Here is a 13,886-nt window from a genome sequence, read left to right as displayed (position 1 = left end):
GGCTTTTTTAATGGATTCGCTTACAGTACCAGTGCTGCGATTGACGCAGACAGCACACTCACCAGCGTAGAGCCGTAAACCAGTTTCAGACCGAAGCGAGAAACCACGTTACCTTGCTCTTCGTTCAGGCCTTTAACGGCACCTGCGATAATCCCGATAGAAGAGAAGTTAGCGAAGGATACCAGGAACACAGAGAGGATACCTTCAGCACGCGGAGAGAGCGTGGACGCAATTTTCTGCAGATCCATCATCGCAACGAACTCGTTGGAAACCAGTTTGGTCGCCATGATGCTGCCTACTTGCAGTGCTTCACTGGAAGGAACACCCATCACCCATGCAATCGGATAGAAGATGTAGCCCAGAATGCCCTGGAAGGAGATGCTGTAGCCAAACCAGCCAGTCACGGTAGCAAACAGAGCGTTCAGTGCAGCGATCAGGGCGATAAAGCCGATCAGCATTGCGGCAACGATAATGGCCACTTTGAAGCCTGCCAGAATGTATTCGCCCAGCATTTCGAAGAAGCTCTGGCCTTCGTGCAGGTCGGACATCTGAATGTTTTCTTCGCTGGCATCAACACGGTAAGGGTTGATCAGCGACAGCACGATAAAGGTGCTGAACATGTTCAGTACCAGCGCAGCAACTACGTATTTCGGTTCCAGCATCGTCATGTATGCACCAACGATGGACATAGAAACGGTGGACATCGCCGTGGCTGCCATGGTGTACATACGATTACGGGAGATTTTGCCGAGGATATCTTTATAGGCGATAAAGTTCTCGGACTGACCCAGAATCAGGGAGCTGACGGCGTTAAAGGATTCCAGTTTGCCCATGCCGTTGACTTTGGAGAGCAGGAAACCAATTGCACGGATAATCACCGGCAATACGCGAATGTGCTGGAGAATACCGATCAGCGCAGAGATAAAGACGATTGGGCATAGCACTTTCAGGAAGAAGAATGCCAGGCCTTGATCATTCATGCTACCAAAGACGAAGTTAGTCCCTTCGTTGGCAAATCCGAGCAGTTTTTCGAACATTTCGGAGAAGCCTTTTACGAAGCCCAGACCAACGTCGGAGTTCAGGAAGAACCACGCCAGTAACACTTCGATAACAAGCAGTTGAATAACATAACGGATACGAATTTTTTTGCGGTCGCTGCTTACCAGCAGTGCGAGAATCGCAACAACGGCAAGTGCCAGTACAAAATGAAGGACGCGGTCCATATTTGCTCCAAATATGAGGCAGGTTAAATTTCCGTGCACATTCTATGTAACATGGGTAAGGAAAACGAGATCTGACACACACTATAATGACGTCCTGTGACAAGCTTCAAAAATAGTGACCTGTCATACATATTTGCTATGTTGTGTATGGAAGCTGAAAGTTATGTAAATGTGCTAACATTAAACATAATTATAACATTCAAATCATCAATCTTTTCGTAGTCATAATCCTGGTCTATCAGAGAAATCACCACAATCCATTTAAATGAATTTGATAATCATTCTCGTTTGACATAGCATGAAACATAGCAAAGGCTATGTTTTAGAGGCACAAGATGACGAACTATCGCGTTGAGAGTAGCAGCGGACGGGCGGCGCGCAAGATGAGGCTCGCATTAATGGGACCTGCGTTCATTGCGGCGATTGGTTATATCGATCCCGGTAACTTTGCGACCAATATTCAGGCGGGCGCCAGCTTCGGCTATCAACTGCTGTGGGTGGTCGTCTGGGCCAACCTGATGGCAATGCTGATTCAGATTCTCTCGGCCAAACTCGGGATTGCCACTGGTAAAAATTTGGCGGAGCAAATTCGCGATCACTATCCACGTCCGGTAGTCTGGTTCTATTGGTTCCAGGCGGAAATTATTGCGATGGCGACCGATCTGGCGGAATTTATTGGTGCGGCGATCGGTTTCAAACTCATTCTTGGTGTTTCTTTATTGCAGGGGGCGGTGCTGACAGGTATCGCCACTTTCCTGATTTTAATGCTGCAACGTCGCGGGCAAAAACCGCTGGAGAAAGTGATTGGTGGGCTTCTGTTGTTTGTCGCGGCGGCCTACATTGTTGAGCTGATTTTCTCCCAACCGAATCTGGTGCAGTTGAGCAAAGGTATGGCGATACCGAGTTTACCGACCTCGGAAGCGGTCTTCCTGGCGGCTGGCGTGTTAGGGGCGACGATTATGCCGCATGTGATTTATCTTCACTCTTCGCTTACCCAGCATCTACACGGTGGTTCACGCCAACAACGTTACTCTGCGACTAAATGGGATGTGGCGATTGCCATGACCATCGCTGGCTTTGTCAATCTGGCAATGATGGCAACGGCTGCCGCAGCGTTTCATTTTTCTGGTCATACTGGTGTTGCCGATCTTGATGAGGCTTACCTTACGCTGCAACCGCTGTTAAGCAATGCTGCGGCAACGGTTTTTGGTTTAAGTCTGGTGGCGGCGGGGCTTTCGTCAACGGTAGTGGGTACGTTGGCAGGGCAGGTGGTGATGCAGGGGTTCATTCGCTTTCATATTCCGCTGTGGGTACGCCGTACGGTAACCATGCTGCCGTCATTTATTGTCATTCTGATGGGATTGGATCCGACACGGATTTTGGTTATGAGTCAGGTGCTGCTCAGTTTTGGTATTGCTCTGGCGCTGGTGCCGCTGCTGATTTTCACCAGTGACAGCAAGTTGATGGGCGATCTGGTGAATAGCAAATGGGTTAAACAAATCGGCTGGATGATTGTGGTGCTGGTGGTAACGCTGAATATCTGGTTGTTGGTGGGAACGGCATTGGGGCTGTAGTTGAATGAGCGTCGCATCAGGCACCACTGGCGGATGCGGCGTAAACGCCTTATCCGCCCTACGCGTTAAATGAAGTGGGTTTGTAGGCCTGATAAGACGCGCAAGCGTCGCATCAGGCATTGTGCTCCATTAGCGAATGTGTTTAATGACGATGCCCATGTCCACGGCCTTTTCCGCGATGATCATCACGGTCGCTCCAGCCTTCGCGATAGCCACGCTCATACGCTTTACGCTTATCCCAGCCACGGTGATAGCCATTATCATGACGCCACCAGCGGTTTTTACGCCATTCATAATTACGGTGCCAGTAGTCACGATCGCGCCAGTGGCCACCGTCCCAGTAGTTACCATAATTATCGCGATCGCCAATTTGTAATTTAATTGATGGCAGCAAGGTAATTTCACCTGCGTTTGCTGCAAGCGGGATAAATGCCATCAGGGCGGCCGCCAGAAACAGTGACCTGAACATTGTTATTCTCCTTCACGATCGAAGCCGTCAGCGGCCTGTTAACGCAATATTACGGGGAGGTAAAGCCCCGTTTCATCGCCATAACTCTTAAATCATAAGGGAGAGCATTTTTTGCTAAAGGTTATCGTGGGGTGGCTGTTGTTTTGGACGATTCACCATCATCATCGGTTTACCTGCCAGTAATAACCATGCCGGAAGCATGACGATACACAGTAGCGGTAACAATGTGGAATCAGGTACAACGACCGCCGCCATAAACAAACTTAGCCAGCCATCGCGCGTTACCACCAGTACGAGGCCGAGAATCGCGCAGGAGACGGTAATGGCCGCTGGAACGGCGGGAACGTGCGCATGCAGCATCAACCCTAACGCTACGCCGACAAATACCGCCGGGAAGATTCGCCCGCCGCGAAACCCGCTGGCGGCGGCAATGACCAGGGCGGCAAGTTTGATTACCGCCAGCAATAAGTAATCGCTGGTGCTGAAAGCCTGATTTGTCACCATCTGCTGCATCTCGTCCAGTCCTTTAAATAGCGAAACAGGCCCACCAATAACACCCAGAATACCGAGAATAAAGCCGCCAACCCCCAGCATGAGGACCGGATTTTTAATCTGATGTATCATCGCGTGCACCCGTGGGAAACACCACACTGCAACCATACCTGCCGCAATGGCGATCGCCGTCACAATTGCACCACTGATGATGTCTGCTAACTGCATCTGTCCGTAACGAGCAATGGGCAGCGAAAAATGAGGATGGAAAAACAATCCGGTGGTTAGCGCACCAGCCGCCGCTGCCATTAACGGCGCAAAGAGACGATCCCAAAGTGGAACGTCGTGGCTGCCATTTAAGGTTTGCGAAAATATCAACGCCGCTGCAACAGGTGTGCCAAACAGTGCGCCGATGGTGCCCGCAGAGGCTAAAATAGTCCACTCCATCCGGTTCACTCGTGGTAACAGACGCGCGCCAATCGCCACCGCGAGGGCGATATTGACGGTCATAATGGGATGTTCCGGCCCAAGACTGACGCCGCCAGCAAGACCGAGAATTAATGCTACGATCAGTCCTGGTAGCGCAGAGGGAGGGACTGGCGCGCCAATCAGCGCTTCACAGGCAGGATCCGGCCCGGCATGACCCCGGCTGAAACGGATGACTAGCCCAACAGCAGCTCCTGTCAGCGTTAAAATTCCGATGATCCAGAGCGGTGAATCCTGGGCTATCCCCAGACTTCCCGGCAGTCGTTGCCAGAGCAGATTCTGTAATACCGAGGCGATTTTCATTACCACCATCAGAATAAGACTGGACGCAATCCCAATTGCCAGAGCGGGGAGCGATAATAACAACATGGTTCTGGCTCGCGGATGGAGCATGTTCTATTCCTTTATGCGGGTTCAGATATTTAGTTTGCCCAGCTTGCACAAAGACATCGCTGCAATTGATGCTGAAACGATAAAGTAAATGTGTGACCCAGATCGATATTTACAGGGAGCCTGCCTTTTCGGCGTTGTTGTTATGCCCCCACGTATTTACAGTGTGAGAAAGAAGTATTTTGACTTTAGCGGAGCAGTTGAAGAATGACAAAGTATGCATTAGTCGGTGATGTGGGCGGTACTAACGCACGTCTTGCTCTGTGTGATATTGCCAGTGGTGAAATCTCGCAGGCTAAAACCTATTCAGGGCTTGATTATCCCAGCCTGGAAGCGGTCATTCGCGTTTATCTTGAAGAGAATAAAGTCGAGGTGAAAGATGGCTGCATCGCCATTGCTTGCCCAATTACTGGTGACTGGGTGGCAATGACCAACCACACCTGGGCGTTTTCGATTGCCGAAATGAAAAAGAATCTCGGTTTTAGCCACCTGGAGATTATTAACGATTTTACGGCGGTTTCGATGGCGATCCCGATGCTGAAAAAAGAGCATCTGATCCAGTTTGGCGGCGCAGAACCAGTTGAAGGTAAACCTGTCGCGGTGTACGGTGCCGGGACAGGGCTTGGGGTCGCACATCTGGTCCATGTCGATAAACGCTGGGTAAGCCTGCCTGGTGAAGGCGGTCACGTTGATTTTGCGCCAAACAGTGAAGAAGAAGCCATTATCCTTGAAATACTGCGCGCGGAAATTGGCCATGTCTCGGCTGAACGCGTGCTCTCTGGCCCTGGACTGGTGAATTTGTATCGCGCGATTGTGAAAGCGGACAACCGCCTGCCGGAAAATCTCAAGCCAAAAGATATTACCGAACGCGCGTTGGCTGACAGCTGCACCGATTGCCGCCGCGCGTTGTCACTGTTTTGCGTCATTATGGGGCGTTTTGGCGGCAATCTGGCGCTCAATCTCGGAACATTTGGCGGCGTCTATATTGCGGGCGGTATCGTTCCGCGTTTCCTTGAGTTCTTCAAAGCCTCCGGTTTCCGTGCCGCTTTTGAAGACAAAGGGCGCTTTAAAGATTATGTTCATGATATTCCGGTCTATTTAATTGTGCACGATAACCCTGGGCTTCTCGGTTCCGGTGCACATTTACGCCAGACCTTAGGCCACATTCTGTAAATCCTTCCTGTCATATCGGGAGGTGACTCTCCCGATAATCTTTTAAATCAATCAGTTAATTCAATTTTTCTTTGTGTCTCTTCACAAGACCGACCTGCGTCACACTTCCGCACTACGGGATTAATTCTCCAGTAAATGCATTATTTGTCTGGTAACGGCTATTTGTTTTGCACGTTCATAATTTCATTCGTCAACTATAAACGAACGAGGAAATAACGATGAGTAAGAAACTGATTGCCTTATGTGCCTGCCCAATGGGGCTGGCTCACACCTTTATGGCCGCCCAGGCTCTGGAAGAAGCGGCGGTGGAAGCCGGCTATGAAGTGAAAATTGAAACTCAGGGCGCGGATGGCATCCAGAACCGCCTGACGGCGCAGGATATCGCCGAAGCGACAATCATCATTCATTCCGTGGCAGTAACACCAGAAGATAACGAACGTTTCGAATCACGCGACGTTTATGAAATCACTTTGCAGGACGCAATTAAAAACGCTGCGGGCATCATCAAAGAAATCGAAGAGATGATTGCCGCTGAACAACAGTAATATTCGACAGGGATAATTGTTATGGCCATTAAAAAACGCAGTGCAACCGTTGTGCCTGGCGCATCCGGTGCGGCAGCGGCAGTTAAGAATCCGCAGGCCTCTAAAACCAGCTTCTGGGGTGAACTCCCGCAGCATGTGATGTCAGGGATTTCACGCATGGTGCCGACCTTAATTATGGGCGGTGTGATCCTCGCTTTCAGCCAGCTGATTGCCTATAGCTGGCTTAAAATTCCCGCAGACATCGGCATTATGGATGCTCTTAATAGTGGGAAATTTTCCGGTTTCGACCTCTCCTTACTGAAATTTGCCTGGCTGTCGCAGTCCTTTGGCGGCGTGCTGTTTGGCTTTGCCATTCCGATGTTTGCCGCTTTTGTGGCGAATTCTATTGGCGGCAAACTGGCGTTCCCGGCTGGGTTTATCGGCGGGTTGATGTCTACCCAGCCCACGCAACTGCTGAACTTCGATCCCAGCACTATGCAGTGGACGACCTCTTCACCAGTCCCGTCTACCTTCATTGGTGCGCTGATTATTTCTATCGTCGCGGGTTACCTCGTGAAATGGATGAACCAGAAAATCCAGTTACCGGATTTCCTGTTAGCGTTCAAAACCACATTTTTGCTACCGATTCTTTCCGCCATTTTTGTCATGCTGGCGATGTACTACGTGATCACGCCGTTTGGTGGCTGGATCAACGGCGGTATCCGTACCGTGCTGACCGCTGCTGGTGAGAAGGGCGCGCTGATGTACGCAATGGGCATTGCTGCGGCGACCGCAATCGACTTGGGTGGTCCAATCAACAAAGCAGCTGGTTTCGTCGCCTTCAGCTTTACCACTGACCATGTATTACCAGTCACCGCACGTTCTATCGCTATTGTTATTCCGCCGATTGGTCTGGGTCTGGCGACCATTATCGATCGTCGCTTAACTGGCAAACGCCTGTTTAACGCCCAGCTTTATCCGCAGGGTAAAACCGCGATGTTCCTGGCGTTTATGGGGATCAGTGAAGGTGCGATTCCGTTTGCGCTGGAAAGCCCCATTACTGCCATTCCGTCCTATATGGTTGGCGCGATTGTCGGTTCCACTGCTGCTGTCTGGCTGGGCGCAGTGCAATGGTTCCCGGAATCCGCTATCTGGGCGTGGCCGCTGGTCACTAATCTGGGCGTCTATATGGCGGGGATCGCGCTGGGAGCAATCATTACTGCGCTGATGGTGGTGTTCCTGCGTCTGATGATGTTCCGCAAAGGCAAATTGTTAATCGATAGCCTGTAAGAAGGAAAAATCCAGATGACATTACTCGCTTCGCTGCGCGACTGGCTTAAGGCGCAACAACTGGATGCGGTGCTCCTTTCCTCACGGCAGAACAAACAGCCGCATCTGGGGATCTCCACCGGATCAGGTTATGTGGTGATTAGCCGTGAAAGTGCGCACATTCTGGTGGACTCGCGCTATTACGCGGATGTAGAAGCCCGCACGCAAGGTTACCAGCTGCATTTGCTCGACGCGATGCACACGCTTGCCACCATCGTCAGGCAAATCATTGCCGATGAGCAGTTGCAAACGCTCGGTTTTGAAGGCCAGCAGGTGAGTTGGGAAACCGCGCACCGCTGGCAGTCTGAACTCAATGCGAAACTGGTAAGCGCCACGCCGGATGTGCTGCGGCAAATCAAAACGCCAGAGGAGGTGGAGAAAATCCGCCTCGCCTGTGGGATTGCCGATCGTGGCGCAGAGCATATTCGCCGCTTTATTCAGGCGGGGATGAGCGAATGCGAGATAGCCGCTGAACTGGAGTGGTTTATGCGCCAGCAGGGCGCAGAAAAAGCCTCTTTTGACACCATTGTCGCCAGCGGCTGGCGTGGGGCGCTGCCGCACGGTAAAGCCAGCGACAAGATTGTTGCAGCAGGCGAGTTTGTCACTCTCGATTTCGGTGCGCTGTATCAGGGGTACTGCTCTGATATGACGCGCACCTTGCTGGTGAATGGCGAAGGGGTGAGCGCCGAATCTCACCCGCTGTTTAACGTCTACCAGATTGTCCTGCAGGCACAGCTAGCGGCAATCTCCGCGATTCGCCCCGGCGTGCGCTGCCAACAGGTTGACGATGCCGCGCGCCGGGTGATTACAGAAGCCGGTTATGGCGACTATTTCGGTCATAACACCGGTCATGCTATCGGCATTGAAGTGCACGAAGATCCGCGTTTTTCACCGCGGGACACCACGACGCTACAGCCAGGCATGCTACTGACCGTGGAGCCGGGGATTTATTTGCCAGGGCAAGGGGGCGTGCGCATCGAAGATGTTGTGCTGGTCACCCCGCAAGGCGCAGAAGTGCTCTACGCCATGCCGAAAACAGTGTTGCTCACGGGAGAGGCATAATGGATTTATCGCTATTAAAAGCATTGAGCGAGGCAGATGCGATCGCCTCCTCGGAACAGGAAGTGCGGCAGATCCTGCTGGATGAAGCGGATCGCCTGCAAAAAGAAGTGCGATTTGACGGCCTGGGATCGGTGCTGATCCGCCTCAATGAATCGACAGGTCCGAAGGTGATGATCTGTGCGCATATGGACGAAGTGGGATTTATGGTGCGCAGCATCTCCCGCGAAGGGGCGATTGATGTGCTGCCAGTTGGCAATGTGCGCATGGCTGCCCGTCAGTTGCAGCCGGTGCGCATCACCACCCGTGAAGAGTGCAAAATTCCCGGCCTGCTTGATGGCGAGCGGCAGGGGAATGACGTTAGCGCCATGCGCGTGGATATTGGCGCGCGCTCGTATGACGAAGTGATGCAGGCGGGAATTCGTCCAGGCGATCGCGTCACGTTTGATACTACTTTTCAGGTTCTCCCTCACCAGCGGGTGATGGGGAAAGCCTTTGATGATCGCCTCGGTTGCTACCTGCTGGTGACGTTGCTGCGCGAGCTGCACGACGCTGAACTGCCTGCGGAAGTGTGGCTGGTGGCAAGTTCCAGCGAAGAAGTGGGCTTACGCGGCGGGCAAACTGCCACCCGTGCGGTGTCGCCGGAGGTCGCTATTGTGCTCGATACCGCCTGCTGGGCGAAAAACTTTGATTATGGCGCGGCTAACCATCGCCAGATTGGTCACGGACCGATGCTGGTGTTAAGCGATAAGTCACTGATTGCGCTGCCAAAACTTACCGCCTGGATCGAAACTGTGGCGGCAGAAATTGGCGTGCCGTTACAGGTGGATATGTTCAGTAACGGCGGCACGGACGGTGGAGCGGTGCACTTAACCGGTACTGGCATACCCACAGTGGTGATGGGGCCAGCAACCCGCCATGGACATTGCGCCGCATCGATTGCCGACTGCCGCGACATTTTGCAGATGCAGCAGCTTTTATCTGCCCTTATTCAACGTCTTACCCGTGAGACGGTTGTTCAATTGACGGATTTCAGATGATCTCCTGATTAACCCGGAGCGGTTATGTTAACGATTCAATTTCTCTGTCCTTTGCCAAACGGTCTGCATGCTCGTCCGGCGTGGGAACTTAAAGAGCAGTGCAGCCACTGGCAAAGCGAAATCACCTTCATCAACCATCGCCAGAACGCGAAGGCGGATGCCAAAAGTTCGCTGGCGCTGATTGGCACCGGCACATTATTTAATGACAGTTGCAGCCTGAACATTAGCGGCAGCGATGAAGAGCAGGCGCGGCGCGTGCTGGAAGAGTACATCCAGGTGCGCTTTATCGACAGCGACAGCGTCCAGCCGACGCAGGCAGAACTGACGGCGCACCCGCTGCCGCGTTCATTAAGCCGCCTGAACCCTGATTTACTGTACGGCAATGTGCTGGCAAGCGGCGTCGGCGTGGGTACGCTGACCCTGTTACAGAGCAACAGCCTCGACAGTTATCGGGCAATCCCGGCCAGTGCGCAAGACTCCACCTGGCTGGAACACAGCCTGGCAACGCTTGCCGAGCAACTGAACCAGCAGTTGCGCGAGCGTGACGGCGAAAGCAAAACCATCCTCAGCGCCCATTTGTCGCTGATTCAGGATGATGAATTTGCAGGGAATATCCGTCGCCTGATGGCAGAACAGCATCAGGGGCTGGGAGCGGCGATCATCAGCAATATGGAGCAGGTTTGCGCCAAACTTTCTGCCTCTGCCAGCGATTATCTGCGCGAGCGGGTCAGCGACATTCGTGATATCAGCGAACAGTTGCTGCATATTACCTGGCCGGAACTGAAGCCGCGTAATAATCTGGTGCTCGAAAAACCGACCATTCTGGTGGCTGAAGATTTAACCCCTAGCCAGTTTTTGAGCCTCAATTTAAAAAATCTTGCGGGTATGATTCTGGAGAAAACCGGGCGCACCTCGCATACTCTGATTCTGGCCCGCGCCTCGGCGATCCCGGTTTTGAGCGGCCTGCCGCTGGATGCGATTGCCCGTTATGCCGGACAACCGGCGGTGCTTGACGCCCAGTGCGGCGTGCTGGCGGTAAATCCTGATGACGCGGTGAGCGGTTATTATCAGGTTGCGCAGACGCTGGCGGATAAACGTCAGCAGCAACAGGCGCAGGCCGCCGCGCAGCTGGCCTATTCCCGTGATAACAAGCGTATTGATATTGCGGCGAATATTGGCACTGCTCTGGAAGCACCAGGCGCGTTTGCTAACGGCGCGGAAGGCGTCGGGCTGTTTCGTACCGAAATGCTCTATATGGATCGTGACAGCGCACCGGACGAACAGGAGCAATTTGAAGCCTACCAGCAGGTATTACTGGCGGCGGGCGACAAACCGATTATCTTCCGCACGATGGACATCGGCGGTGATAAAAACATTCCTTACCTCAACATTCCCCAGGAAGAGAACCCGTTCCTCGGCTATCGTGCGGTACGTATTTATCCGGAATTTGCTGGCCTGTTCCGCACTCAACTGCGGGCGATTTTGCGCGCCGCCAGTTTCGGCAACGCCCAGTTGATGATCCCGATGGTCCACAGCCTTGATCAGATCTTATGGGTGAAAGGCGAGATCCAAAAAGCGATCGTTGAGCTTAAGCGCGATGGCCTGCGTCATGCAGAGACGATTACGCTGGGTATCATGGTGGAAGTGCCGTCGGTGTGCTACATCATCGATCACTTCTGCGATGAGGTCGATTTCTTCAGTATCGGCTCCAACGATATGACCCAGTATCTGTATGCGGTTGATCGTAATAACCCGCGGGTATCGCCGCTGTATAACCCGATCTCGCCATCGTTTCTGCGCATGTTGCAGCAGATAGTTACCACTGCGCATCAGCGGGGCAAATGGGTAGGTATTTGCGGTGAACTGGGTGGTGAAAGCCGTTATCTGCCGCTTCTGCTTGGGCTGGGCCTGGATGAGCTAAGCATGAGTAGCCCACGCATTCCGGCGGTGAAAAGCCAGCTTCGTCAACTGGATAGCGAGGCGTGTCGGGAACTGGCGCGTCAGGCATGTGAATGCCGCAGCGCGCAGGAAATTGAAGCGTTACTCACCACGTTTACGCCGGAAGAAGACGTTCGCCCACTGCTGGCGCTGGAGAATATCTTCGTTGATCAGGACTTTAGCAATAAAGAGCAGGCGATTCAGTTCCTGTGCGGTAACCTCGGCGTTAACGGGCGTACTGAGCATCCGTTCGAGCTGGAAGAAGATGTCTGGCAGCGGGAAGAGATTGTTACTACTGGCGTTGGTTTTGGCGTGGCGATCCCGCACACCAAATCGCAGTGGATCCGCCATTCCAGTATCAGCATTGCCCGGTTGGTGAAACCGGTTGACTGGCAGTCAGAAATGGGCGAAGTCGAACTGGTGATCATGCTGACGCTGGGCGCTAACGAAGGGATGAATCATGTGAAAGTCTTCTCGCAGCTGGCGCGTAAACTGGTGAATAAAAACTTCCGCCAGTCGCTTTTCGCCGCAAGTGATGCGCAAAGCATCCTGACGCTGCTGGAAACGGAAATAACCTTCTAAACTTAGCCCTGAAAACGGGCGCTGTACTCTCCCGGCGTCAGGCCAAACTGACGCCGGAAGACGCGACAAAAATAGTCGCTATCCGGAAAGCCGCAACGCTGCGCCACTTCATGAATCGACAGATGATATTTCTGCAAAATCATCCTCGCTTTTGCCATTCGTACCCAGCGAACATACTCGATAAAACGCATCGTCCCATGCTGCGCAAACAGTTTTGACAGATGATTGGGCGTGATATTAAAAAATTGCGCCACGCTCTCGCGAGTGAGCGTCTGAGCGTAGTTATCCTGAACCCAGTTACAAATGCTGTGGTAGAGAAAATCGCTGCGCGGTTGCGAATTACCCGGTGGCATGTTGACCACGTTGCGGCAAAGATGCAGCAAACTTAACACCAACGGTTGAATGATACTCTGCTCCAGTGGCGAACGGCTAAGATGGGTGAGGGCGGTAAGCATCGCTTCACCTTCGCCGCGTTGCAGGCTGGGAAGTTGGGTCTGGCGAACCGGATGCAACAACGACGTTGTGCGGCTATCGTAAAACGATAACCCCAGCCAGGTCGGCGCAAACACCAGGCTTAACAGCATTACCGGTTTGTGGTTGACCGGTAAATTAGCCGCGCGCGCCGGAATAAACAGCATTTCTCCTTCCAGCATACGCTGCTGCTTTGCTTCCAGCAGATTGCCATATTCGCCGCGTAGCACAATATCCAGTCGGGGAAAATCAATACACAAACTGCCTACCGGCAGCGAGGCGGGCTGGCAGGCAAACCAGACGCGCCCAAGCAGTTGCGGGTTAAGCACCAGGCCGCTGAACAGATCGGCGAAAAATTGTTGATCGGCGGGCAAGCCTGCTGCTTTCATGAAAGTTCCCGATTACAGATGCATTAACTGGCGGAATTCTTTAACTTTGCTGCGGCTGACTGGCACTTCAAAATCCAGATCTTTCAGCCGCAGAATATAGGTATTATTAAACCACGGTTCTATCTCGCGGATTTTGTTCAGGTTGACGCAAAACGAGCGATGGCAGCGGAAAAAGTGCGACGACGGCAGTTTGCTGCAAAACTCGGTAATGTTCATCGGCATTACGTAGGATTCACGCCGCGTATAGACAAAGGTCATTTTCTCGTGCGCTTCGGCGTAATAGATATCGTTAATTGGCGTGACGATTATTCGCTCATCTTTCACCAGATTAATGGTGTCATTCTCACGCGTTACCGTCGCGGCAGGCGTACTGCTGGTCTGCTGTTGTTGCCAGGCTGCTTCCAGTTTTTGCAGCATCCCGGTAATGCGTGACTCCTGATACGGTTTGAGAATGTAGTCAAACGCCTCCAGTTCAAACGCTTCTACTGCATGTTCTTTCCACGCGGTGATGAACACAATAAACGGCTTATGGGCGAACTGGCTGATGTTTTGTGCCAGCAGCACGCCATCCAGCGACGGAATATTGATATCCAGAAAAATGGCGTCGACGCGGTTATGCTGCAAAAACTTCAACACGTCCAGACCGTCGTCAAAGGTGCCGACAATCTCCATCTGGCTGTGCTCTTTAATAAGCCAGCTAAGTTCCTGTTGTGCCAGGAATTCGTCTTCAACAATGATGACTTTCAC

Annotated in this window: 12 protein-coding genes; 7 read left to right on the top strand and 5 right to left on the bottom strand. The window is 52.5% G+C overall.

The features are described 5' to 3' along the window. Positions 1-20: 20 nt before the first annotated feature. Positions 21-1,223: a nucleoside permease NupC gene (gene nupC / locus D9734_RS10710; RefSeq protein ID WP_064526382.1), complete on the bottom strand. Its 1,203-nt coding sequence runs from the start codon at positions 1,221-1,223 to the stop codon at positions 21-23. 335 nt (positions 1,224-1,558) lie between these two features. Between nupC and D9734_RS10705 the strand changes: the two genes are divergently transcribed. After that, positions 1,559-2,797 (top strand): Nramp family divalent metal transporter, encoded by a 1,239-nt coding sequence (locus tag D9734_RS10705; protein ID WP_130207354.1) that lies wholly within the window; start codon positions 1,559-1,561, stop codon positions 2,795-2,797. 142 nt (positions 2,798-2,939) lie between these two features. On the opposite strand, the gene ypeC is transcribed toward D9734_RS10705, so the two are convergent. Further along, entirely contained in the window at positions 2,940-3,266 is a 327-nt protein-coding gene (gene ypeC, locus D9734_RS10700) for a DUF2502 domain-containing protein YpeC (protein WP_130207352.1), read from the bottom strand. 114 nt (positions 3,267-3,380) lie between these two features. Then, on the bottom strand, positions 3,381-4,637 hold the full coding sequence (locus D9734_RS10695; protein ID WP_130207350.1) for an ion channel protein: 1,257 nt from the start codon (positions 4,635-4,637) through the stop codon (positions 3,381-3,383). 204 nt (positions 4,638-4,841) lie between these two features. Between D9734_RS10695 and glk the strand changes: the two genes are divergently transcribed. From glk to ptsP, 6 genes are all read left to right on the top strand, one after another. Next, positions 4,842-5,807 carry a glucokinase gene (glk, locus tag D9734_RS10690; RefSeq protein ID WP_130207348.1) on the top strand — a complete coding sequence of 322 codons (966 nt, stop codon included), beginning with the start codon at positions 4,842-4,844 and terminating at the stop codon, positions 5,805-5,807. Between the two features lie 218 nt (positions 5,808-6,025). After that, entirely contained in the window at positions 6,026-6,352 is a 327-nt protein-coding gene (locus D9734_RS10685; RefSeq protein WP_000038455.1) for a PTS fructose transporter subunit IIB, read from the top strand. A 21-nt stretch (positions 6,353-6,373) separates the two neighbouring features. Next, the gene (locus tag D9734_RS10680; RefSeq protein ID WP_130207346.1) at positions 6,374-7,621 is read left to right on the top strand and encodes a PTS fructose transporter subunit IIC; all 1,248 of its coding nucleotides are present in this window, start codon (positions 6,374-6,376) and stop codon (positions 7,619-7,621) included. Between the two features lie 15 nt (positions 7,622-7,636). After that, a complete protein-coding gene (gene ypdF / locus D9734_RS10675) occupies positions 7,637-8,722 on the top strand; it encodes an aminopeptidase (protein ID WP_130207344.1) in 1,086 nt (361 codons plus the stop codon). Beyond that, positions 8,722-9,759, top strand: coding sequence for an aminopeptidase (gene ypdE, locus D9734_RS10670; protein ID WP_130207342.1), 1,038 nt, complete (start codon positions 8,722-8,724; stop codon positions 9,757-9,759). Before ypdF ends, ypdE begins: the two co-directional genes overlap by 1 nt. Before the next feature lie 24 nt (positions 9,760-9,783). Beyond that, positions 9,784-12,279, top strand: a complete 2,496-nt coding sequence (gene ptsP, locus D9734_RS10665; protein ID WP_130207340.1) for a phosphoenolpyruvate--protein phosphotransferase — start codon at positions 9,784-9,786, stop codon at positions 12,277-12,279. 2 nt (positions 12,280-12,281) lie between these two features. Here the strand turns inward: ptsP and D9734_RS10660 are convergent, their stop codons facing one another. Both D9734_RS10660 and ypdB read right to left on the bottom strand, forming a co-directional pair. After that, entirely contained in the window at positions 12,282-13,139 is an 858-nt protein-coding gene (locus D9734_RS10660; protein WP_130207338.1) for an AraC family transcriptional regulator, read from the bottom strand. A gap of 12 nt (positions 13,140-13,151) precedes the next feature. Further along, the gene (ypdB, locus tag D9734_RS10655; protein ID WP_130207336.1) at positions 13,152-13,886 is read right to left on the bottom strand and encodes a two-component system response regulator YpdB; all 735 of its coding nucleotides are present in this window, start codon (positions 13,884-13,886) and stop codon (positions 13,152-13,154) included.

The organism is Escherichia sp. E14S1, assembly GCF_004211995.1.
In the GTDB taxonomy this organism is placed as follows: Bacteria; Pseudomonadota; Gammaproteobacteria; order Enterobacterales; family Enterobacteriaceae; genus Escherichia.
The sequence above is the reverse complement of the archived record's forward strand: the minus strand, read 5'-3'. Positions and strand labels throughout refer to the sequence as shown.

What these genes read in the sequence shown, in the direction of transcription:
- D9734_RS10705 (WP_130207354.1), top strand. Translation starts at nt 1,559, where the DNA reads ATGACGAACTATCGCGTTGAGAGTAGCAGCGGACGGGCGGCGCGCAAG.
- ypdE (WP_130207342.1), top strand. Translation starts at nt 8,722, where the DNA reads ATGGATTTATCGCTATTAAAAGCATTGAGCGAGGCAGATGCGATCGCC.
- ypdF (WP_130207344.1), top strand. Translation starts at nt 7,637, where the DNA reads ATGACATTACTCGCTTCGCTGCGCGACTGGCTTAAGGCGCAACAACTG.
- D9734_RS10685 (WP_000038455.1), top strand. Translation starts at nt 6,026, where the DNA reads ATGAGTAAGAAACTGATTGCCTTATGTGCCTGCCCAATGGGGCTGGCT.
- ypeC (WP_130207352.1), bottom strand. Translation starts at nt 3,266, where the DNA reads ATGTTCAGGTCACTGTTTCTGGCGGCCGCCCTGATGGCATTTATCCCG.
- D9734_RS10680 (WP_130207346.1), top strand. Translation starts at nt 6,374, where the DNA reads ATGGCCATTAAAAAACGCAGTGCAACCGTTGTGCCTGGCGCATCCGGT.
- glk (WP_130207348.1), top strand. Translation starts at nt 4,842, where the DNA reads ATGACAAAGTATGCATTAGTCGGTGATGTGGGCGGTACTAACGCACGT.
- D9734_RS10695 (WP_130207350.1), bottom strand. Translation starts at nt 4,637, where the DNA reads ATGCTCCATCCGCGAGCCAGAACCATGTTGTTATTATCGCTCCCCGCT.
- ptsP (WP_130207340.1), top strand. Translation starts at nt 9,784, where the DNA reads ATGTTAACGATTCAATTTCTCTGTCCTTTGCCAAACGGTCTGCATGCT.
- D9734_RS10660 (WP_130207338.1), bottom strand. Translation starts at nt 13,139, where the DNA reads ATGAAAGCAGCAGGCTTGCCCGCCGATCAACAATTTTTCGCCGATCTG.
- nupC (WP_064526382.1), bottom strand. Translation starts at nt 1,223, where the DNA reads ATGGACCGCGTCCTTCATTTTGTACTGGCACTTGCCGTTGTTGCGATT.